This is a genomic window from Citrobacter rodentium NBRC 105723 = DSM 16636, assembly GCF_021278985.1.
Classification (GTDB): Bacteria; Pseudomonadota; Gammaproteobacteria; order Enterobacterales; family Enterobacteriaceae; genus Citrobacter_A; species Citrobacter_A rodentium.
In genome coordinates this window covers 877,050-898,494 of record NZ_CP082833.1, presented here as the reverse complement: position 1 = coordinate 898,494, position 21,445 = coordinate 877,050, and the positions used below count along the sequence as shown (strand labels likewise).

Annotated in this window: 22 protein-coding genes; 14 read left to right on the top strand and 8 right to left on the bottom strand. The window is 58.4% G+C overall.

All coding sequences use genetic code 11. From position 1 onward, the window contains the following. Positions 1-245: 245 nt before the first annotated feature. Positions 246-1,427 (bottom strand): MFS transporter TsgA, encoded by a 1,182-nt coding sequence (gene tsgA, locus K7R23_RS04280; protein ID WP_012908374.1) that lies wholly within the window; start codon positions 1,425-1,427, stop codon positions 246-248. A 291-nt stretch (positions 1,428-1,718) separates the two neighbouring features. Between tsgA and ppiA the strand changes: the two genes are divergently transcribed. The 5 genes from ppiA to argD all read left to right on the top strand — a co-directional run bounded on the left by ppiA (position 1,719) and on the right by argD (position 5,059). Continuing rightward, entirely contained in the window at positions 1,719-2,291 is a 573-nt protein-coding gene (ppiA, locus tag K7R23_RS04275; RefSeq protein ID WP_012908375.1) for a peptidylprolyl isomerase A, read from the top strand. Between the two features lie 107 nt (positions 2,292-2,398). After that, on the top strand, positions 2,399-2,566 hold the full coding sequence (locus K7R23_RS04270) for a YhfG family protein (RefSeq protein WP_012908376.1): 168 nt from the start codon (positions 2,399-2,401) through the stop codon (positions 2,564-2,566). Then, on the top strand, positions 2,556-3,158 hold the full coding sequence (locus K7R23_RS04265) for a putative adenosine monophosphate-protein transferase Fic (RefSeq protein ID WP_012908377.1): 603 nt from the start codon (positions 2,556-2,558) through the stop codon (positions 3,156-3,158). Before K7R23_RS04270 ends, K7R23_RS04265 begins: the two co-directional genes overlap by 11 nt. 31 nt (positions 3,159-3,189) lie before the next feature. Further along, positions 3,190-3,753, top strand: coding sequence for an aminodeoxychorismate synthase component 2 (pabA, locus tag K7R23_RS04260; RefSeq protein ID WP_012908378.1), 564 nt, complete (start codon positions 3,190-3,192; stop codon positions 3,751-3,753). A gap of 85 nt (positions 3,754-3,838) precedes the next feature. Continuing rightward, positions 3,839-5,059, top strand: coding sequence for a bifunctional acetylornithine/succinyldiaminopimelate transaminase (argD, locus tag K7R23_RS04255; RefSeq protein ID WP_012908379.1), 1,221 nt, complete (start codon positions 3,839-3,841; stop codon positions 5,057-5,059). A gap of 269 nt (positions 5,060-5,328) precedes the next feature. Here argD and K7R23_RS04250 read toward each other — a convergent pair whose 3' ends face one another. Together K7R23_RS04250 and crp are read right to left on the bottom strand one after the other, a co-directional pair. Continuing rightward, positions 5,329-7,416: a YccS/YhfK family putative transporter gene (locus tag K7R23_RS04250; protein ID WP_012908380.1), complete on the bottom strand. Its 2,088-nt coding sequence runs from the start codon at positions 7,414-7,416 to the stop codon at positions 5,329-5,331. Positions 7,417-7,468: 52 nt separating this feature from the next. Continuing rightward, complete coding sequence (gene crp, locus K7R23_RS04245) at positions 7,469-8,101, bottom strand: cAMP-activated global transcriptional regulator CRP (RefSeq protein WP_000242758.1); 633 nt, start codon at positions 8,099-8,101, stop codon at positions 7,469-7,471. A 301-nt stretch (positions 8,102-8,402) separates the two neighbouring features. On the opposite strand from crp, the gene K7R23_RS04240 reads away from it, so the two are divergent. After that, positions 8,403-8,807 carry an OsmC family protein gene (locus K7R23_RS04240; RefSeq protein WP_024133043.1) on the top strand — a complete coding sequence of 135 codons (405 nt, stop codon included), beginning with the start codon at positions 8,403-8,405 and terminating at the stop codon, positions 8,805-8,807. A 130-nt stretch (positions 8,808-8,937) separates the two neighbouring features. Here K7R23_RS04240 and K7R23_RS04235 read toward each other — a convergent pair whose 3' ends face one another. Genes K7R23_RS04235 through K7R23_RS04225 form a run of 3 tightly spaced genes read right to left on the bottom strand, consistent with a single transcriptional unit; the run spans position 8,938 to position 11,099 of the window. After that, complete coding sequence (locus tag K7R23_RS04235; RefSeq protein WP_012908382.1) at positions 8,938-9,807, bottom strand: phosphoribulokinase; 870 nt, start codon at positions 9,805-9,807, stop codon at positions 8,938-8,940. A gap of 54 nt (positions 9,808-9,861) precedes the next feature. Continuing rightward, on the bottom strand, positions 9,862-10,080 hold the full coding sequence (locus tag K7R23_RS04230; RefSeq protein WP_012908383.1) for a YheU family protein: 219 nt from the start codon (positions 10,078-10,080) through the stop codon (positions 9,862-9,864). A 2-nt stretch (positions 10,081-10,082) separates the two neighbouring features. After that, entirely contained in the window at positions 10,083-11,099 is a 1,017-nt protein-coding gene (locus K7R23_RS04225; protein ID WP_012908384.1) for a hydrolase, read from the bottom strand. A gap of 250 nt (positions 11,100-11,349) precedes the next feature. On the opposite strand from K7R23_RS04225, the gene mdcA reads away from it, so the two are divergent. The 8 genes from mdcA (at position 11,350) to mdcH (ending at position 18,399) form a co-directional block, all read left to right on the top strand. After that, positions 11,350-13,005: a malonate decarboxylase subunit alpha gene (gene mdcA, locus K7R23_RS04220; protein WP_012908385.1), complete on the top strand. Its 1,656-nt coding sequence runs from the start codon at positions 11,350-11,352 to the stop codon at positions 13,003-13,005. Further along, positions 13,005-13,850: a triphosphoribosyl-dephospho-CoA synthase gene (locus K7R23_RS04215; protein ID WP_012908386.1), complete on the top strand. Its 846-nt coding sequence runs from the start codon at positions 13,005-13,007 to the stop codon at positions 13,848-13,850. The genes mdcA and K7R23_RS04215 overlap by 1 nt, the downstream gene beginning before the upstream one ends. Positions 13,851-13,871: 21 nt before the next feature. After that, entirely contained in the window at positions 13,872-14,171 is a 300-nt protein-coding gene (mdcC, locus tag K7R23_RS04210; protein WP_012908387.1) for a malonate decarboxylase acyl carrier protein, read from the top strand. Then, positions 14,164-14,997, top strand: a complete 834-nt coding sequence (locus K7R23_RS04205; RefSeq protein ID WP_012908388.1) for a biotin-independent malonate decarboxylase subunit beta — start codon at positions 14,164-14,166, stop codon at positions 14,995-14,997. Before mdcC ends, K7R23_RS04205 begins: the two co-directional genes overlap by 8 nt. Further along, entirely contained in the window at positions 14,997-15,797 is an 801-nt protein-coding gene (mdcE, locus tag K7R23_RS04200) for a biotin-independent malonate decarboxylase subunit gamma (RefSeq protein ID WP_012908389.1), read from the top strand. Before K7R23_RS04205 ends, mdcE begins: the two co-directional genes overlap by 1 nt. Before the next feature lie 124 nt (positions 15,798-15,921). After that, entirely contained in the window at positions 15,922-16,881 is a 960-nt protein-coding gene (locus tag K7R23_RS04195) for an AEC family transporter (RefSeq protein ID WP_012908390.1), read from the top strand. 3 nt (positions 16,882-16,884) lie between these two features. Beyond that, positions 16,885-17,502 (top strand): malonate decarboxylase holo-ACP synthase, encoded by a 618-nt coding sequence (locus tag K7R23_RS04190; protein WP_012908391.1) that lies wholly within the window; start codon positions 16,885-16,887, stop codon positions 17,500-17,502. Further along, positions 17,503-18,399, top strand: coding sequence for a malonate decarboxylase subunit epsilon (gene mdcH / locus K7R23_RS04185; protein ID WP_012908392.1), 897 nt, complete (start codon positions 17,503-17,505; stop codon positions 18,397-18,399). Positions 18,400-18,497: 98 nt separating this feature from the next. Here mdcH and K7R23_RS04180 read toward each other — a convergent pair whose 3' ends face one another. Beyond that, positions 18,498-19,430, bottom strand: coding sequence for a LysR family transcriptional regulator (locus K7R23_RS04180; protein WP_012908393.1), 933 nt, complete (start codon positions 19,428-19,430; stop codon positions 18,498-18,500). A gap of 15 nt (positions 19,431-19,445) precedes the next feature. Continuing rightward, the gene (locus K7R23_RS04175; protein WP_012908394.1) at positions 19,446-21,347 is read right to left on the bottom strand and encodes an ABC transporter ATP-binding protein; all 1,902 of its coding nucleotides are present in this window, start codon (positions 21,345-21,347) and stop codon (positions 19,446-19,448) included. Positions 21,348-21,445 lie beyond the last annotated feature (98 nt).

The following is a 21,445-nucleotide window of genomic DNA, read 5'->3' as shown; positions in this document are numbered from 1 at the left end:
TGATGCAAATCAAATTCGCCTTTATATACTCCTTAATGGGTATATTGCTGATTTGTCAGGATTTTTATAAGTAACGGAATAGTCAGACATTTCGGGGTTGTACGAATAACATACGATTTGCAGGGTTTTTCGGCGGGTCAGCTTACTCCTCGCGGCGTTGGGATCTAAGACGTTTGGAGGAGGGGACGGATGGCGGGAAGTTACAGGCCGGATAAGACGCAATGCGTCGTTATCCGGCAAACACTTTACTGCGCAGCGGGCGCCTCATGCTGGCGGTGACGGGTCACGAAACCGAGAATGAAGCACATTACAAACACCACCGCATACAGACCGTTGGCGGTATACAGCGCCGCCTGCGGGCCGCTGTGCGCGACAATCGGGCCGGTAACTACGAAGGTCAGCATGGTGCCGATGGTGCCGCAGGTCAGCACAAAGTTAACCAGTTTCGGCGACGGCGCTTTCGTCTGCTGGGAGCCGAGGGTAATAATGGTGGTATAGATGGCGCTGGAGAAGAAGCCCAGGGCGAGAATAAACCACGGCATATGTTCAGGCGTGCCGGTAATGAACAGATACATCAGCACCGTTGCCAGAGCGGCCAGCACCGTCAGGATGCGCTGCAGGTCGAAGAAACGCAGGATAACGCTGAACGCCCACATGCCGAACATATACGACATCCAGAAATTACTCACCAGCGTGCCCGCATCGTTCAGACTCATCCCCAGCCCTTTCGCGTACTCCGGCACCCAGGAGATAAAGCCCAACTGACCGAGGATGTAGCACAGCGCGGCGACGGAGAGGAACAGCACGCCGATCCCCCATTTTTCTTTCGCCACCGGCGTTGCGCTTTGCGGCGCATGTTTGCCCAGCGCCGGGAAGTCGCAGCCGAAGGTCAGCAGGAAGATAGCGACATAGACCAGGCCAATGCCGGCATATACCCAGTACCATTCGATGCTGCGCGCCAGCAGGAAGGCGGCGACCATCGGGAAGATCATCCCCGCCATGCTGAAGAAAGAGTCGGTAAACAGCAGACGCGAACCGCGCTGACGACCTTCGTACATCTGGGTAATCAGGAAAGTACCAATCGACATGGTGATGCCGCTGACCAGGCCAAGCACGAACATCGCGGCGGAGAACAGCGCGAGGCTATGGCTGAACATCAGCCCGGCCACCGCCAGCACCATCAGGATAAAGCCAAAACGCAGCTGCGTTTTTAGCGGGACAATTTCCATCAGCCAGGCGTTGAGGAAGATAGAGATCAGGATCCCGGCGTTCAGGAAGGTGAAGGTATTACTCATACTGGAAACCGGCAGGTTGAAATAGTCTGCGATGTTTCCCATCACCATCCCGGTGACAATAACCAGCGCCCCGGTCAGGGCGTAGGAAAGAAAGCTGATCCATGTGAGCTTGATGCGATTGCTGTTAGTCATGACAGGCCTGTAGTGATACACATTTAAAAGGGGTGTGTATAAGTAAGTAAAGCGCATTGACTGCGCCGTGAGCGGGCAGATTTTAGGCGTTTAAGTGATTTATTTAAACTTTTATTGGTAATTTCTGGTTACGTTACATTTTTTAATGTGATCTGGATCACCTGGAGCAGCAACGACAGTCAGTTACAGATGTTTCTGGTACGTAAAAATAGGTAAAGGGATGGCCTTGTCAGGGAAGGCTCTTTAGAATCAAAGCACTCGCTTTAGTTACTGCTCTCGTAAGGAATTCACATGCTCAAATCGACCCTGGCGGCTGTTGCAGCTGTTTTCGCCCTTTCTGCTCTCTCTCCTGCGGCGTTGGCAGCGAAAGGGGATCCGCACGTACTGCTGACAACCTCTGCCGGTAATATTGAACTGGAGCTGAATAGCCAGAAAGCGCCAGTTTCAGTCAAGAACTTTGTCGATTATGTGAACAGCGGTTTTTACAACAACACCACCTTTCACCGGGTGATCCCAGGCTTTATGGTCCAGGGCGGCGGCTTCACCGAGCAGATGCAGCAGAAGAAGCCAAACCCGCCGATCAAAAACGAAGCCGACAACGGCCTGCGTAACACCCGCGGCACCATCGCGATGGCGCGTACCGCAGATAAAGACAGCGCGACCAGCCAGTTCTTTATCAACGTCGCCGACAACGCCTTCCTCGACCACGGCCAGCGCGACTTTGGCTACGCCGTATTTGGTAAAGTTGTGAAAGGCATGGAGGTAGCGGATAAAATTTCTCAGGTTCCGACCCACGATGTCGGTCCGTACCAGAATGTGCCGTCAAAACCGGTCGTTATCCTCTCCGCGAAAGTGCTGCCATAAGACATTCCCGCGCGGACGGTTCACGTCCGCGTCAGTTTTCCCGCCCTGCGTAACCGCGTTTTGCTGCTTATACTTGTGCAGACACGAGATTATCAGGGAGGCGTACAGTGAAAAAACTCACCGACAGACAAAAATCCCGTCTCTGGGAGCAGCAGCGAAATGCCAACTTCCAGGCCAGCCGTCGGCTCGAAGGCGTCGACAGCCCGCTGGTGACGTTAAGCGCCGAAGAGGCGCTGGCGCGTCTTGAAGAACTCCGGAGGCACTATGAGCGCTAAAATTGGCGACGATCGCGATCCCTATCTCTATCCTGGTCTGAACGTGATGCGCAACCGATTGTCGATCCGCCAGGCCGAACGGCTGGCGCAGGCGGCATGGGAACTGACGGCGCTGCGGGCGGCGACCATTGAACTGGGGCCGCTCAAACGAGGTTTGCCTCACCTGTGCGCCATTCATCGCCAGCTCTACCAGGACGTGTTCGACTGGGCGGGACAGCTGCGTGAAGTCGATATTTATCAGGGCGATACCCGATTCTGCCATTTCGCCTACATCGAAAAAGAGGGCAATGCCCTGATGCAGGACCTGGAAGAAGAGGGCTATCTGGTGGGGCTGGCGAAAGAGCAATTCGTCGATCGCCTGGCGCACTACTATTGCGAGATCAACGTGCTGCATCCTTTTCGTCTCGGCAGCGGCATGGCGCAGCGTATTTTCTTTGAGCAACTGGCGATCCACGCTGGCTATTTGCTCCACTGGAATGACATTTCGGTAGAGGAGTGGAATCAGGCCAATCAGGAAGGGGCGATGGGCGACCTCAGCGCCTTGCAGGCGATATTTCGTAAAGGGGTAAGCGAAGCCGGGGAAACTGAGTAGAATAGCGCGGTTTTCTTGTTCCGGAGCCGCCATGATCCTGCTTATCGATAACTACGATTCATTTACCTGGAACCTGTACCAGTATTTTTGCGAGCTTGGCGCGGACGTGCTGGTGAAGCGCAACGATGAGCTGACGCTGGCACAAATTGATGCGCTGAGTCCGCAAAAAATCGTCATCTCGCCCGGCCCCTGTACGCCCGATGAGGCCGGGATTTCGCTGGCGGTGATTGGCCGCTACGCCGGACGGGTGCCGATGCTGGGGGTTTGCCTGGGGCATCAGGCGATGGCGCAGGCCTTTGGCGCGTCCATCGTCCGCGCCGCGAAGGTAATGCACGGGAAAACGTCGCCCATCCGCCATAACGGACAGGGCGTCTTTCAGGGGTTAGCGAACCCGTTAACCGTTACCCGCTATCACTCTCTGATCGTCGATCCCGCCACGCTGCCCGACTGCTTCCAGGTGACTGCCTGGAGCGAAAGCGAGGAAATTATGGGGATTCGGCATACGGCTTGGGATCTGGAGGGGGTGCAGTTTCACCCGGAAAGCATTCTCAGCGAGCAGGGGCATCAGCTGCTGGCAAATTTCCTCAACCGCTGATTTGTGGTTGCCATTTAGTGATTTTTTATGCATATTTTGTGATTATAATCTCACATTCGTTTTGGCATAACTGGATGGACACAAGATGGCAACTGAGCAAACGGCAGTAACCCGGGCAACCTTTGATGAAGTTATTCTGCCAGTTTATGCACCGGCAGAGTTCATTCCGGTGAAAGGCAATGGTAGCCGGGTCTGGGATCAGCAGGGCAAAGATTACGTCGATTTTGCTGGCGGGATTGCGGTCACTGCGCTGGGACATTGCCATCCGGCGCTGGTAGCGGCGCTGAAAGCCCAGGGGGAAACGCTGTGGCATACCAGCAACGTATTCACCAACGAACCGGCGCTGCGTCTGGGACGTAAACTGATTAACGCCACCTTCGCCGAGCGGGTGCTGTTTATGAACTCCGGTACGGAAGCGAACGAAACGGCTTTCAAGCTGGCGCGTCATTACGCCTGCGTGCGTCATAGTCCATTCAAAACCAAAATTATCGCTTTTCACAATGCCTTTCATGGGCGTTCGCTGTTTACCGTCACCGTAGGTGGCCAGCCGAAATACTCCGACGGCTTCGGGCCAAAACCGGCGGATATCATCCACGTACCGTTTAACGATCTCCATGCCGTGAAAGCGGTTATGGACGACCACACCTGCGCGGTGGTGGTGGAGCCGGTTCAGGGTGAAGGCGGCGTGCTGGCGGCAACGCCGGCGTTTTTGCAGGGGCTGCGAGAACTTTGCGACCAGCATCAGGCGCTGCTGGTGTTTGATGAGGTTCAAAGCGGCATGGGGCGCACCGGCGATCTGTTTGCCTATATGCACTACGGCGTGACGCCGGACATTCTGACCAGCGCGAAAGCGCTGGGCGGCGGCTTCCCGATAAGCGCGGTGCTGACCACCCGGGAGATTGCCTCAGCGTTTCACGTGGGGTCGCATGGCTCCACCTACGGCGGCAACCCGCTGGCCTGCGCGGTGGCGGAGGCGGCGTTCGACATCATTAATACGCCAGCGGTATTAGACGGCGTACAGGCGAAACGACAACAATTTGTCCGGCATCTGCAACAGATTAACGAGCAGTTTGACCTGTTTAGCGATATTCGCGGCATGGGGCTGCTGATTGGCGCGGAGCTGAAGCCGCAGTATAAGGGGCGGGCGCGCGATTTCCTGTATGCCGCAGCGAAGGCGGGGATCATGGTGCTGAATGCCGGACCTGACGTTATGCGCTTTGCCCCGTCGCTGGTGGTGGACGAGGCGGATATCGACGACGGAATGCAGCGTTTTGCGCAGGCGGTGGCGAAGGTCGTCAAGCCGTAGGCCGGGTAAGGCAACTCCGCCATCCGGCACTGTTCAGCCTGATGGCGCTACGCTTAACAGGCCTGGGGGAGTATAAGTCTGGATGTAGGCCGGATAAGGCAACGCCGCTATACGGCACAGTTCAGCCTGATGGCGCTATGCTTATCAGGCCTGGGGGAGTATAAGTCTGGATGTAGGCCGGATAAGGCAACGCCGCCATCCGGCGTTGTTCAGCCTGATGGCGCTGCGCTTATCAGGCCTACGGGAGTATAAGTCTGGATGTAGGACCGCTAACCTTTCCTGTCCCGCAGCCGACGGCTGAGCCAGATCCCGTGGTGCGGCCGCTGGCGCCAGGCCACCGACGAAATGGTGTGCATGGTGTTCAGATGTCCCAGCACCCGCTGCAGATGTTGTTCGAGAGTGCTTAACGGCCCGTGGGAGAGCATCTCCGGCGCTTCCAGAATATTCACATCCCCCGAACTTCCCGGTCCGTCATACTCCAGCCGCTGCTGGCAGCGCTGAAGCGCAATTTCGCACGATTGCAGATACCGCTGCGCCAGCTCCTTCGTCAGCATTGTATGCTCGCGCGCCAGGGTGGTCATGGCGTTAATATGTTCGACAATAAACTGGCTGTGGGTCACCCATAGCTTCATATCTTCCAGATAGTGGCTATTAAAGCCCGGTTCCTGCATCGCCTGATTGAGCGAGTTAAACAGCGTATTGTGCGCCTGGTTGACCCGCATTCGTTGGTAGGCCAGCGGCGTCGCCTGCGGATCGTCGCTGAGGATCAGGCGGATGGCCTCCTGGTCCGCCTCCAGCGCGTCGTGGGCGTTTTTTCGCAGCAGGCCGCTCTGCCACTGCGGCCATAGCCAGACGGTGCCGCCAAAGGCGATCAGGCAGCCGATGATCGTATCGACAAACCGCGGGATGATGAACTGTTCGCCGTTCAGGGTTAACAATTGCAGGGTATATACCGCCGTCACGGTGAATCCCACCGTCGCCCAGCCGTAGTTTTTACGGATGATCAGATAACTCACCAGCGTGATAAACAGCATCAGCAGCAGGGTATACCCTTCCGGAATATGGAAGTGCAGCGTCACGCCAGCGACAATCAGTCCCGCCAGCGTACCGGCTGAACGGTGCAGGATACGCACGCGAGTCGCTCCGTAACCGTTCTGGGTGACAAACAGCACCGTCATCAGGATCCAGTAAGGTTTCGGCAGATGCAGCGCGCTCCCCATCAGGCTGGCGATGCTTAACATCACGCTGATGCGTCCGGCGTTGCGCAGCGCCGGTGATTTCAGGGAAAGATAATTTTTCAACGCAGGAAATAACGGCAGGCGGCGCTGTTTATCGGCCATCAGATCGCGGCGATAGAGCGGACGTTGGGTGCGCAGTACGCGGGCGATGCGGCTGAAATGCCAGTAACAGAACTGACCGACGGGGTTGTCCGGATGCTGATTCGCAATTTTTTCCAGCGCGCCAATCTGCTTTTGCATGGTGAACCGCGTGGGCAGGCGGTGGTACAGAATATCATCCGCCAGCACCCGCAGGCGCGCGGCGACGGTTTGCGCATTCCAGCGAATCACCTGCTCCGCATGGCTGCGTTCCACCAGCTTTTGCACCTCTTCCGGCTGGTGCAGGCTGACCGAGATATGCTCCTGCAAATCCAGCGCCTCCTGAAAGGCGCGCAGCATCCGCTTGTAATCATTATTGCGATGCGCCGACAGCATGTGCATCTGCTGATAGCACTGGGTGATCAGGTCAACCGCTTTCTGCTGGCGCGCCAGTAGCGGGGGCAGGGCTTTTTCCGGATCGGCGTGCTGAGTCAGCATACTGTATTTGGCTTCGCAGTAGTCTGCCAGTTCACGATACAGCAGGCTCAGCGACTCGCGCAGCGGCTGTTCGCGCCACAGCCAGAACCAGAACCAGTTAAACAGCCCGTACCATAGCGTGCCCAGCGCATAGATCAGCAGCGGCTCCCAGACCGGCATATTCCCCGCCAGACTGAGGGTAAAAATCGCGGCGATCAGCGACGCGGGAAGCAGGCGGGCGTGGAGCGAACTGATTTCCGCGGTGACGCCGAGGATAAGCGTCAGGACAGTCAGAATGAGCGGCAGCGGCACCGTGCGGGCCAGCAGCAGCTGCATGATCAGACTACAACCGGCGAACAGCGACGCGCCGATTATCAGGCGTTTGAAGAAGCGTTTGTGCGGCGTATCAAGCCCGGCAATATTGCAGCAGGCGGGAACGAGGGAAAAAAGCAGGCCCAGATGGAGCTGGTCGATCAGCAGGCCGACGGCCACGGGCAAACACAGCACCAGCGTCTGACGGAGTGCGTAGTTGATCTCCGGGTGATAAATCAGTCTGCGCCACATCGGTAAAACAAAAACGGCGCGCTACCGGGGTAACGCGCCGTTTCCGACGGGATTAACGCGTGCCGTAAACGACGATGGTCTTACCGTGCGCGGAGATCAGGTTTTGATCTTCCAGCATCTTCAGAATACGACCAACGGTTTCGCGGGAGCAGCCAACGATCTGACCAATCTCCTGGCGCGTGATTTTGATCTGCATACCATCCGGGTGGGTCATGGCATCCGGCTGTTTCGCCAGATTCAGCAGCGTCTGGGCGATACGCCCGGTCACGTCAAGGAAAGCCAGATTGCCGACTTTTTCTGAGGTGACCTGCAGGCGGCGGGCCATCTGGGAAGAGAGGCGCATCAGAATATCCGGGTTGACCTGGATCAGCTGACGGAACTTCTTGTAGGAAATTTCCGCCACTTCACATGCTGTTTTAGCTCGTACCCATGCGCTACGTTCCTGGCCTTCTTCAAACAGGCCCAGTTCGCCAATAAAATCACCCTGATTCAGATAAGAAAGGATCATTTCTTTCCCTTCCTCATCTTTAATCAACACTGCTACCGAGCCTTTCACGATGTAATACAACGTTTCCGCTTTTTCACCCTGGTGAATCAGCGTGCTCTTCGACGGGTACTTATGAATGTGGCAATGAGACAAGAACCATTCGAGAGTCGGGTCTGTTTGCGGTTTGCCAAGCACCATGCGCGATTATCCTCTGTTATAAGCTGTCTCCAGAGCCAGAAAACACCGCTGTCTCTGGGGTTGCAAAAATGTGCTTCCCGCTTCCCGGGAAGAGGCTGTCAATAACGGCAGCAGCCTTTAATATGAAATCCTGTGCATACACAGTACGTCAACGCACCGTAGCATCTCGTCTGTTTTAGCATAGCTTTAGCTGTGTGTCTCCTGGTGTCTCGCTTCAGCATGACGCAGGTCGCCTTCCGTTGCGAGATTTGTCGCGGGCGCGTAATCTGTGGGGAAAATTGCAACATTGGAGTTACGAGATATGCAAGCGCGTGTTAAATGGGTTGAAGGGTTAACCTTCCTCGGCGAGTCGGCTTCCGGGCACCAGATCCTGATGGACGGCAACTCAGGCGATAAGGCCCCCAGCCCGATGGAAATGGTGTTAATGGCCGCTGGCGGTTGCAGCGCCATTGACGTGGTTTCCATTCTGCAAAAAGGCCGTCAGGATGTGACCAACTGCGAAGTGAAGCTGACCTCTGAACGTCGCGAAGAAGCGCCGCGTCTGTTCACCCATATCAATCTGCATTTCATCGTTACGGGTAATGACCTGAAAGATGCCGCAGTGGCGCGGGCGGTCGATCTCTCCGCGGAGAAGTATTGCTCGGTGGCGCTGATGCTGGAAAAAGCGGTAAACATTACCCACTCGTATGAGGTGATTGCGGCTTAGGTTTTGCGCAATCTGTAGGCCATAAGGCGTTAGCCGCCATCCGGCACACTGCCGGGGGCGCTTCGCTTGCCCGGCCTACGTTTGTAGCCTGTTCCGGGCTGGAGAAGGCGTTATCTGGCAAGATTTCGCCTTACTTGATCTTCTTCCCTTCCATCAGCCGTTGCACCAGCGGCAGCATAATCAGCTCCATCGCCAGGCCCATTTTACCGCCCGGCACCACCAGCGTATTGATGTGGGAAATAAAAGACCCCTGCAGCATCGCCAGCAGCCAGGGAAAATCGATGCCTTCCAGATTACGAAAATGGATTACCACGAAACTTTCATCCAGCGATGGAATACCGCGAGCGGCGAACGGGTTGGAGGTATCCACCGTCGGCACGCGCTGGAAGTTAATATGGGTGCGGGAAAACTGCGGCGTAATGTAGTTAATATAGTCATCCATTGAGCGCACCACGGAGTCCATTACCGCCTCGCGGGAGTGGCCGCGCTCGCTGGTGTCGCGAATCAGTTTCTGGATCCACTCCAGGTTGACGATAGGCACCACCCCGACCAGCAAATCGACATGGCGCGCGACATCGTGCTGCGGCGTCACCACCCCGCCGTGCAGTCCTTCATAAAATAGCACGTCGGTCGGTTCCGGCAGCGGCTGCCAGGGGGTAAACGTTCCGGGCACCTGATTCCACGGCACGGCTTCGTCGTAGGTGTGAAGATATTTGCGCGACTGGCCTTTGCCCGTCTGCCCGTATTCAATGAAGGTCTGTTCCAGCAGACCGAAGTCGTTAGCTTCAGGGCCGAAATAGCTGATGTGCCGCCCGGCGTCGCGGGCCTTGCGGATCGCCATATCCATTTCCGGACGGGTATAGCGATGAAAACTGTCGCCTTCCACCTCGGCTGCGCGCAGGTTTAGCTGGGCAAAAATTTTACGAAACGCGAGGCTGGTGGTGGTGGTCCCCGCGCCGCTGGATCCTGTTACCGCAATCACCGGATGTTTGGCAGACATGATAACTCCATCAAAAGATTGGTCTTATTATTACAGTCGGCCAGAAGCGCAGGGTTATTCGCGAAACTGTTTGCGCGGCATGATGTTGACCGTTTCGTGCAACTCAGACCAGACCAGCACGGCTTCTCCGCTCTGTAATTGACGTTTGACGTCGGCGACCTTTTGCTCAAGTGAGCGTTCATGTTCACCATAATCGGTGCCTTCGCGCAAGACAAAACTTTCGATCAAATTGTCCAGCGTCTCGGGCGAAATGTCCTGCCAGGGAACGATCATCGTTAAGCCTCCAGATACCTTGTCAGCCAATTGGGGATGCGCGATTCCAGCCACATCTCCGGGCGGCGCAGCGTGCCGCCGATAAAGCCCACGTGTCCGCCGTGTTCCGTTAGCTGATACTCAACCTGCGGCGGCAATTCTTCTGCGTTGGGGATCACGTGATGATCCATAAACGGATCGTCTTTAGCATGAATAATCAGCGTCGGGATGGCGATCCGGTTCAGCAACGGCATGGCGCTGCATTGACGATAATAGTCGATGGCGTCGGCAAAGCCGTGAATTTTCGCGGTGATCAGATCGTCAAATTCGCGAATGAGGCGCAGGGATTTCAGCTGCGCCAGATCGATTGGCAGCGATCCGGGATAGGCCGCCAGTTTGCGCGAGGCGTTCGCCTTCAATAAATTCAGCAAATAGCGCTGATAAACGCGGGAAAAGCCTTTTTCCATATGGTAACTGCACGCTTCCAGCACGAAGGGCGCGGAAACTATTACCGCCGCATCCAGCGGGATATCTTTCCCTTCTTTCGCCAGCAGGCAGGCCAGCATATTACCGCCTAACGAATAGCCCACCGCCGCGGTCGGCGCGTTGCCGAACTCGCGCCGCAGCCAGTGTAGAAACCAGCTGCCGTCTTCGGTTTCGCCGGAGTGATAAATGCGGTTCATACGGTTCGGCTCGCCGCTGCAGCCGCGAAAATGCATCACCACCCCCAGCCAGCCGCGCTTCTGCGCCGCTTCAATCAGGCCATGCGCATACGGGCTGTTCAGGCTGCCTTCCAGTCCGTGAAACACCACCAGCCGTGGTTTATGCTGCGCCTGCATGGGGTCTTCGCTCCAGGCCAGATCGACAAAGTCGCCGTCGGGCAGCTCCAGCCGCTGCCAGTGGGCGTCGACATTTACCCTGCGGCGGATCAGTCGCGGCAGCATGGTCTGTAAATGACGGTTACGAACGCCGCGCATTGGGCGAAACTCGCGCGAATCGGCGGCGGCGAGATTGAGGTCAGGCGAGGTAATTTGGGTCATAACGGATGCGATGGTTTCTCGTAATCAGCCGACTACTATACCGTCACTTGCCTGCCATGTTGATGAAAAAATCCGTCGCACCCGGCGATTTGCGGCGGGAACAGGTGATCCTGATCACAAATTGTTCCTCCAATTATTACTCTCAGGCTAACAATCCTCCTCTACGCTTAATTGATGACTTTCTCACCAGGGCGCACACTCTATCCAGTGTTAAGCAATCAAAATGATTAGCTGAATCAGGAGGTTAATAATGTTATCTGGGCAAACGCCAGCACGCGTCTGGAATACCCGCCGCACCGAGAAGCAGCGGCGCCTGGCTTCCGTACCGGTGCAGGGCAAGGTTCTGCCGACCGCAGACCTGACCGCGATGCTGGAAAAACTGATCGCGCCGGGTGACTGGGTGGTATTAGAGGGGAATAACCAGAAGCAGGCCGATTTTCTGTCCCGCATGCTGGCTGAAGTGAATCCCGAAAAAGTGCATGACCTGCACATGATCATGCCAAGCGTTGGCCGCAGCGAGCATCTGGATATCTTTGAAAAGGGGATTGCCCGCAAGCTGGACTTCTCTTTCTCTGGTACCCAGAGCCTGCGCATTTCGCAACTGCTGGAAGATGGCCTGCTGGAAATCGGCGCCATTCACACCTACATCGAACTCTATTCCCGCCTGTATGTCGATCTGGCTCCGAACGTGGCGCTGATTGCCGGCTATAAAGCCGACCGTAAAGGCAACCTCTACACCGGGCCGAGTACCGAAGATACCCCGGCGCTGGTCGAAGCGGCAGCCTTCCATGACGGCATCGTCATCGCGCAGGTAAACGAGCTGGTGGATGACGAATGCGATCTGCCGCGCGTTGATATTCCGGGGTCGTGGATTGATTACGTCGTGGTAGCGGATAAGCCGTTCTTTATCGAACCCCTGTTTACCCGCGACCCGCGCCTGATCAAACAGGAACACATCCTGATGGCGATGATGGCCATTAAAGGCATCTATGCGGAACATCAGGTGCAGTCGCTTAACCACGGTATCGGCTTCAACACCGCCGCCATTGAGCTGCTGCTGCCCACTTACGGCGAACAGCTCGGACTCAAAGGCAAAATTTGTAAACACTGGACCCTGAACCCGCACCCGACGCTGATCCCGGCGATTGAGAGCGGCTGGGTGGAAAGCGTGCACTGCTTCGGCGGCGAGCTGGGGATGGAAGAGTACATTCGCGCCCGTCCTGACGTGTTCTTTACCGGCGCCGACGGCTCCATGCGCTCTAACCGCGCCTTCTGCCAGCTGGCAGGCCAGTACGCGGTAGATATGTTTATCGGCTCTACGCTACAGGTTGATGGCTACGCTAACTCCTCTACCGTTACCCGCGGTCGTCTGTCCGGCTTCGGCGGCGCGCCGAACATGGGTCACGACCCGCACGGACGTCGTCATGCCACGCCAGCCTGGCTGAACATGATCACTGAACCTGACCCGATGCAGCGCGGTAAAAAACTGGTGGTGCAGATGGTCGAAACCTTCCAGGCAGGCGTGAAGCCGACCTTCGTTGAGAAACTGGATGCGGTGGAAGTGGCGAAAGCCGCCGGAATGCCGCTCGCGCCGGTGATGATTTACGGCGATGACGTGACCCACGTGCTCACCGAAGAAGGAATCGCTTACCTCTATCGTGCGGAAAGCCTTGAAGAACGTCGCGCGATGGTCGCTGCGGTGGCGGGGATTACCGATATCGGCCTCGGCGTAGACGCCAATCGCGTGGCGGCGCTGCGGGCCAGCGGCAAAGTGGTCTATCCGGAAGACATCGGTATTCGTCGCACCGACGCCACCCGTTCCCTGCTGGCGGCAGGTAGCGTGGCGGATCTGGTGGAATGGTCCGGCGGTCTTTACAACCCACCTGCAAAATTCCGGAGCTGGTAATGAGACTTCTGCCGCGGATTCAGGTTGAAGGCGGCGCCGAATGGCTGGCGCGAACCGCCACGCAGTGTCTGATTGACGAGGCGCGACTCAGCCCGAAACCCGGTCTGGTGGACAGTCGGGGGAACGGCGCGCACCACGATTTATCGCTTGCGCTGATGGAGCGCTCCGCCCACAGCCTGACTCCGACCTTTCAGGCGCTGGCGCAGCAGAGCTGGCAGCGTCCGGCAGATATCGCGCTCAGACAAACCATAGGGCGGCTCGGTCGCGAAGGCGAACAGCAGATGATGGCGGCGACGGGCGGCGTGAACACCCACCGGGGCGCAATCTGGGCGCTGGGATTACTGGTCAGCGCCGTGGCGATGCTCGGCGGAACCGGCCAGGCGCAGCAGGTGGCGAACACCGCCGCCGCGCTGGCGAAGCTACCGGATGACGCCGCGCCGAAGATCTTCAGTAAAGGGCTTCGCGCCACCCATCGCTATCGCGTTCCCGGCGCGCGGGAAGAGGCGCAGCAGGCGTTTCCGCACATCTTGCAGCAGGCGCTGCCCCGGCTACGGCTGAGCCGACTGAACGGCAGCAACGAGACGCAGGCGAGGCTTGACGCGCTGATGGCGATCATGACCACGCTGACCGATACCTGCGTGCTCTCCCGCGCCGGACTGGATGGCCTGGAGGCGATGCAGTCCGGCGCCCGCGCGGTATTACGCGAAGGCGGCTGCGCGCATCCGGCAGGACAGCGAGCGCTGGACCGGCTGGACCGGGAGATGCTGATGCTCAATGCCTCGCCGGGCGGCGCGGCGGATCTGCTGGCCGCGACGCTGTTTCTCGATCGCATCGAATCGCCCTAATTAATGTATTAAGAGGATGTTATGGAACACATTACGTTAACCGTACCGGCCAGCCGCACCGTAAGCGGCAAAGCGCTGGCAGGCGTTGTGGGCTCCGGGGATATGGAGGTGTTATTCACCGCCGACCAGAGCCAGTCGTTAACCATTGATATCACCACTTCTGTCGATAACAGCCGCAGCCGCTGGGAAGCGCTGTTCAGCCGTCTGCAAACGGTGAGCAGCCTGCCTGCGGGCAAACTGACCATTCACGACTTTGGCGCAACCCCCGGCGTGGCGCGTATTCGTATCGAGCAGGTGTTTGAGGAGGTGAGCTATGCGTGACGATCGCAGTTTTATCGAACTAAAAGCGCGTCAGCGCGCTCATGCGCTGCTGGATGAAGGCAGCTACCGCGAACTGCTCGACCCGTTTGAAGGCGTCATGTCGCCGTGGCTGGGCGCGCAGGGCATCGTGCCGCAGGCTGATGACGGTATGGTCGTCGCCAAAGGCACCATTAACGGCAAACCGGCGGTGGTCGTGGCGATTGAAGGCGCGTTCCAGGGCGGCAGCATGGGCGAAGTGTCCGGCGCCAAAATGGCGGCGGCGCTGGAGCTGGCGGCGGAAGATAACCGTAACGGCATTCCGACCCAGGCGGTGTTAAGCCTCGAAACCGGCGGCGTGCGCCTGCAGGAAGCCAACCTCGGTCTGGCGGCGATTGCCGATATTCACGCGGCGATTGTCGATCTGCGTCGCTACACCCCGGTGGTCGGCATTGTCGCGGGCACCGTTGGCTGCTTCGGCGGGATGTCCATCGCCGCGGCGTTGTGCAGCTACCTGATTGTCACCCGCGAAGCGCGTCTCGGTCTGAACGGCCCGCAGGTCATCGAACAGGAAGCCGGGATTGAAGAGTACGACTCCCGCGATCGCCCGTTTATCTGGAGCATGACCGGCGGCGAAGTTCGTTACCGCAGCGGCCTGGTCGATGCGTTAGTGGACGACGGCGTCAACGCGGTGAAAGCGGCGATGAGCGCGGCGTTAGCGAAAGGCGTTCCGGCGCAGCATCGCACCGACAACTATGACTGGTATCTCGATCGTCTGACCCGTTTCGACACCCGCAAACAGGCCGATGCCGAACAGATTAACGCGCTTTTTGCCCGGGAGGTGAAATGATGAGTAATTCAATAAGCCGTGGCGAACTCTGGCTGCAAACACTTGCCCCGAACGCTAAACGTCTGGCGGGGCTGTGCCCGTCCGTACAGGCGGCAGACGGTGAGCTGAACGGTGAAACGGTTCGTTTTATCGCCGTGGTGCCTGACGCCAATAACCATTTCCCGCGCGCGGCGAAAGGGGAAGTCGGCCTGCTTGAAGGCTGGACGCTGGCGAAGATGGTGAGCGAAACCGTTGCCGCCGATGCCGATAACGCCGTGAAGCGCCCGATCGTGGCGGTGATCGACGTGCCAAGCCAGGCGTATGGTCGTCGTGAAGAAGGCTTCGGTATTCACCAGGCGCTGGCTGGCGCGGCGGCGGCATATGCCAACGCACGTCTGGCGGGCCATCCGGTGATTGGACTGATTGTCGGCAAAGCGATGTCCGGCGCGTTTCTGGCGCACGGCTACCAGGCCAACCGCCTGATCGCCTTTAACGACAAAGGCGTGCTGATCCATGCGATGGGGAAAGAGTCCGCCGCGCGCATTACCCTGCGCACCGTTGAGTCGCTGGAAAAACTGGCGGCGACCATTCCGCCGATGGCGTATGACATCAGCAGCTATGCGACGCTGGGACTGCTTGCCGAACTGCTGGACATCAGCAATCCGGACGCCCCTTCCGCACACGATCTGACGCTGGTGACCACCACGCTGCAACAGGCCATCCACGACGCTCGTCAGGACCCGACGCTGAAAAACCGTCTGGGCGCTGACAACCGCCGCAGTTCTGCGCTTGTACGCGAACGTATGCGGGCAAGCTGGTAAATAACTGAAACCTGCCGAATGTTCGGCTCCGTGGGCGTACTCGCTGCGCCCGCGCGGGCCGCTGCATCCGAAAAATAATAATCATCGCGTCCGTGCTAACTTTTTTCTTCATTACAGGTGATTTATGACTTACGTGATTGTTCATGCTCTTGCACCGATTTTCGTCATCATGTTGCTGGGGTTCTGGGCCGGGAAGGCCAGAATGGTTGATAACAAGAATGTTTCCCTGCTCAACATTTTCGTCATGGATTTCGCTCTGCCTGCCGCGCTGTTCAGCGCGACGGTACAAACGCCCTGGACGGGTATCGTCGCGCAGTCGCCGCTGATTCTGGTGCTGACGCTGGCGATGTGGATTACCTACGCGGCAATCTATTTTCTGGCGACCGGCGTATTTAAAAAATCGCCGCAGGACGCCGCCGTGCTGACCCTGACCGTCGCGCTGCCGAACTATGCGGCGCTGGGCCTGCCGATCCTTGGCAGCGTCTTGGGCGAAGGTTCGTCCACCTCGCTTTCCGTCGCCGTTTCCATTGCCTGCGGTTCGGTGCTGATGACGCCGTTCTGCCTGCTGATTCTGGAACGTGAAAAAGCGCGCGCCGAAGGCGGCAATTCCGGCTCCACGCTGTCGATGCTGCCGGTGCTGATGTGGCGCTCGATCAAGAAACCGATTGTGATGGGGCCGCTGCTGGGAGTGATTCTCTCCGCTATCGGCATCAAAATGCCCGAACTGGTACTGGCGGCAATCAAACCGCTGGGGCTGGCTGCGACCGCCGCCGCGCTGTTCCTGACCGGGGTGATCCTCTCTGCCCGTAAGCTGCAGATTAATACTATGGTGATCACCTCCACTATCGCCAAACTGCTGATCCAGCCTGCGATTGCCTGGGGCATCGTGCTGATTTTCGGGCTGCACGGCTCGGTGGCGATCACCGCGATTCTGATGATTGCTCTGTCGGCAGGCTTCTTCGGCGTCGTGTTCGGCAACCGCTTCGGCGTACAGTCGCCGGATGCAGAAGCCGTGCTGCTGTTAAGCTCGGTCCTGTGTATCCTGTCGCTGCCGCTGTTTATCTCGCTGACCTCAGGAATGTAAAACATGACCACAACATTACGCCCGCACGATCTTATCTGGCTTCACGCGCATGACGCGCTGGAAGGCATCAGCGACGTCTGGGTGGACACTCTCTGGCATACCGGCCTGCCGGTGGTCGTGCGGCGTGATGTTGATGCGCAGGGGCGCATTCCCGTCGGCGTGCGCGGCATGAAGCGCGACCAGCGGGCGGCTGGCTGGGCTAAACCGGATACGGTTGTTCGGGTCTGCGCCCCAGAGTCGCTGGTGGCGCCACAGGCGCTGTTGCGCTCGCCCTTTATTTCGCAGCCACCGGTTCAGGTGGCGTTATTACTGGCGCAGCAGGCGTGGCCGTGGACGTGGGGTATTACCGGCAGCGCGGGCTACGCGCTGGCGACCGGGGTTCCGGTGATCCACGCGGCAAGCGATCTGGACCTGCTGATTCGCGCGCCGCAGCCGTTATCGCGTGATGCGCTGGAAAAGTGGCAGCAGCAGCTAACGGGCGGGCTTTGCCGGGCGGATACGCAGGTGGAAACGCCGCACGGCGCGTTTGCCCTTAATGAATGGCTGCGCGACGGTAAAGCACTGTTAAAAACCTCGCGGGGGCCGCGTCTGGTAAGCGACCCGTGGGGCAGGGAGGCGTAAATGAAAATTCTGTTTACCTTTCCGGGACAGGGAACGCAGCATCCGGGGATGCTGCAAAACCTGCCGGGAAGCGAGCTGGCGCAGGCGCGTGAAGTGCTGGGCGCGGAGGCGGATCGCCTGGATTCCCCCGAGGCGTTACAACATACCCGGGCGGTACAGCTTTGTTTGCTGATTGCAGGCGTCGCCTGGGCGCGTGAGCTTATGCGTCGCGGCGTGTCGCCGGATATCGTCAGCGGCCTTTCTATTGGCGCCTGGCCAGCGGCGGTGATCGCCGGCGTGCTGGATTTTGCCGACGCGCTGAAGCTGGTCGCCCTGCGCGGCGATTTGATGGAACAGGCTTACCCGCACGGCTACGGTCTGACGGCGATTATGGGGTTGACGTTACCGCAGGTGGAGGCGCTGATCGCGGGCAGTGGGACGTATATCGCTAACCTCAATGCCGAAACGCAGATCGTGATTGCCGGAAGCGATGAGGCGATGGCGGAAGTGGCGAAACGGGCGCTGGCGAAAGGGGCGAGTAAAGCGCGTCGGCTGGCGGTCAGCGTGCCGTCGCACTGCGAACTGCTGGCGAAACCTGCACAAACGCTGGCGGCGGCATTCAGTTGGGTAACGCTTTCGCGCCCGCGCTGTGCTTATCTCAGCGGCAGCAGCGGGCGCGTGCTGTGGCAGCCGGAGCGCATTGCCGACGATCTGGCGATGAATATGGCGCGCACCGTGCGCTGGCAGGAGGCGGTCATCGCCGCTAACGAGCGCGAGGCGCGGCTGGCGATAGAAATGCCGCCCGGCGGAGTGTTGACCTGCCTGACGCGACAGGCCGCGTGGGAAGGCGAGTCGATTTCGCTGGAGCGTAGCGGGATGGACGTCGCCGTACATCTGGCGAAACGCCTGCGGGCATAGTGCGACTGCCCGATGGCGCTGCGCTTATCGGGCCTACAAATTGTGTAAACCGCGACCTCGTAGGCCGGATAAGACGCGTTAGCGTCGCCATCCGGCAATCAGGTGCTGCTGTTCAGACTGCGCGCGTACATCCGACCTTCGGCGGCGAGCGCCAGCAGATTCGGGTCGCGCTCGCGGTTGCGGGCAAAGACAATGGCGATAAGCTGCTGCATCTGGTAAGGCTGCGCCAGCTTCAGCAACTGCACGGAATTTTCATACATCTTCTTCATGCGCCCCGGCATCAGGGTAAAACCGACGCCCGCCTGCACCAGGCTGAGCATTGAGAATATATCGTTCACGTGAGTAACGATCTCCGGCTCAAAACCGGCGATGTGAAAGGCTTCCTGGAAACCGGCGTAGGTGGCGAAGCCTTCCGCCAGCGAGACAAATTTCTGATCGCGGTAATCGCGCAGATCGGCAGGCGATGAGCTATCCAGCGCGGCCGTTGACGGCGCGGCGAGATAAATATCGTCGTGAAACAGCGGCAGCACTTCCAGACTGTTACGATCGATATCGCTTTCCGAAATAGAGATCAAAATGGCGTCCAGCGTGCCTTCTTCGAGCTTTGAAAGTAGCGCGTCGTTGGAGCCCATCGTCAGATCCAGTTCCAGATCGGGACGCCGCAGCTTCATCCCCATAATCAGATGCGGCACGGTCTCCAGCGTTAGCGAGTAGAGCGTGCCGATGCGTAGCCGTCCCTGACCGACGCCCGCCGTTTTGCGCGCCTCTTCCAGCCCGCGCTCCATAAGCTGGGTGATTTCCTGACAATACTCCAGCAGCGTCCAGGCCGCCGGCTGGGGAATAAGGTTGCGCCCTTTATGAACGAACAGCGGGCATCGGACGTTCTCTTCCAGCGTATGTAACGCGCGATGAACGCTCACTCCGCTGATATCCAGCGCTTCCGCCGTGCGGGCAATGTTCCCTTTCTCCATAAAGGTCATGAAGATGCTTAACTTGCGGAAGGTAATATCGTTGGTGTTTAGCGGCGTCATCGTCGTGTCCTGAAATTAGTCGGCCAGCATCTGCTCAAGCTGCTCCTGAGCTTCCAGCCAGGCCATCTCGCATTCCTCCAGCCCGGCTTTGGCGCTGGCCTGCTGTTGCAGACAGTCGGTCAGCTCCGCTTTGCGGGCAGGGTCGTACAGTTCGCTGTCGCCCAGTTTTTCTTCCGCCTGCGCTAACTGCGCGTTCAGCTTCTCCATCTCTTTTTCCAGACGGGCGATCTCTTTGCGCAGCGGCTGGGTTTGCGAACGCAGTTCCGCTTCGCGGCGCTTCTGATCTTTCCGCGCCTGCGCGCTGTTGGCGTTCTCTTTTGGCGCTTCGGCAGGCTGGTTCTCCTGCTTCTGCACGTCGCTCAGCCACTGCTGGTAATCTTCCAGATCGCCGTCAAACGGTTCGACTTTGCGATCGTGGACCAGGTAGAGATCGTCGGTGGTGGAGCGCAATAAATGGCGGTCATGCGAAACCACCACCAGCGCGCCTTCGAATTCGATCAGCGCTTCGGTCAGCGCCTGGCGCATATCAAGATCGAGATGGTTAGTCGGTTCATCAAGCAGCAGCAGGTTCGGACGCTGCCAGACGATCAGCGCCAGCACCAGACGGGCTTTTTCGCCGCCGGAGAAGCGTCGTGTCTCCTCTGTCACCTTATCGCCCTGGAAGCCAAAACCGCCGAGGTAATCGCGCAGCTTTTGCTCCAGCTCCTGCGGCGCCAGCCGCGACAGGTGCTGCAACGGCGACTCGTCGGCGCGCAGATACTCAAGCTGGTGCTGGGCGAAATAGCCGAGCTTGATGCCTTTCGCCAGGCCAATTTCGCCGCTGAGCGGCGCCAGTTCGCCCGCCAGCAGTTTGATCAGCGTTGATTTACCGGCGCCGTTGCGCCCGAGCAGGCCAATGCGCGAACCGGGCACCAGATTCAGCTTGATGGCGTCGAGAATAATCCGCTCGCCATAGCCTGCGCTCACCTTTTCCATTTTCAGCAGCGGATTTGGCAGACTTTCCGGCGGGCGGAAGCTGAAGTGGAACGGGTTATCAACGTGCGCCGGGGCAATCAGCTCCATACGCTCCAGCATCTTAATGCGGCTCTGCGCCTGCTTCGCTTTAGTGGCTTTGGCGCGGAAGCGGTCAATATAGCTTTGCAGATGCGCGACGCGCTCCTGCTGGCTTTCATACATCGCCTGCTGCTGGGCAAGACGGGTGGCGCGCTGAATTTCAAACGCGCTGTAGTTGCCGGTGTACTCGAACATCGTCTGCTGTTCGATATGAATGATTTTATTCACCACCGGGTCGAGGAAGTCGCGGTCATGGGAGATCAGAATCAGAGTGCCCTGATAGCTCTTCAGCCATTTTTCCAGCCAGATAACCGCATCAAGATCGAGGTGGTTGGTCGGTTCATCGAGCAGCAGCAGGTCGGAACGGCAGATCAGCGCTTGCGCCAGGTTAAGGCGCATCCGCCAGCCGCCGGAAAAGTCGCTGACCGGGCGTGCAAGCTGTTCGTTGCTGAACCCGAGCCCGTGCAGCAGGCTGGCGGCGCGGGAGCGCACGGTCCAGGCGTCGATGGCGTCCAGCTTGCCGTGAATAGTGGCGATAGCATGTCCGTCGTTACGTTCGTTGGCGTCACGCAGCTGGGCTTCCAGCTGGCGATACTCGCGGTCGCCGTCAATGACGTACTCCAGCGCTGGCTGGGGCAGGGCGGGCGTCTCCTGGTTGACCCACGCCAGCTGCCAGTTTCCGGGGAAGGAAAAACCACCAGCATCGGCGCTGAGTTCATTTTTCAGCAACGCCAGCAGGGTAGACTTTCCGCAGCCGTTCTTGCCCACCAGGCCCACTTTCTGGCCCGGATTAATGGTGGCCGTGGCATTGTCCAGCAGGACGCGCACGCCGCGACGAATTTGTAACGAGGAGAAAACAATCATAAGGCGCCGTATGTTCTGACCATGTTAATTTATCATTATGATAATGTAGTGTGCGGGCGTTCTCCCGCACCGGGGCGCAATGGTAGCCCAAAACAATA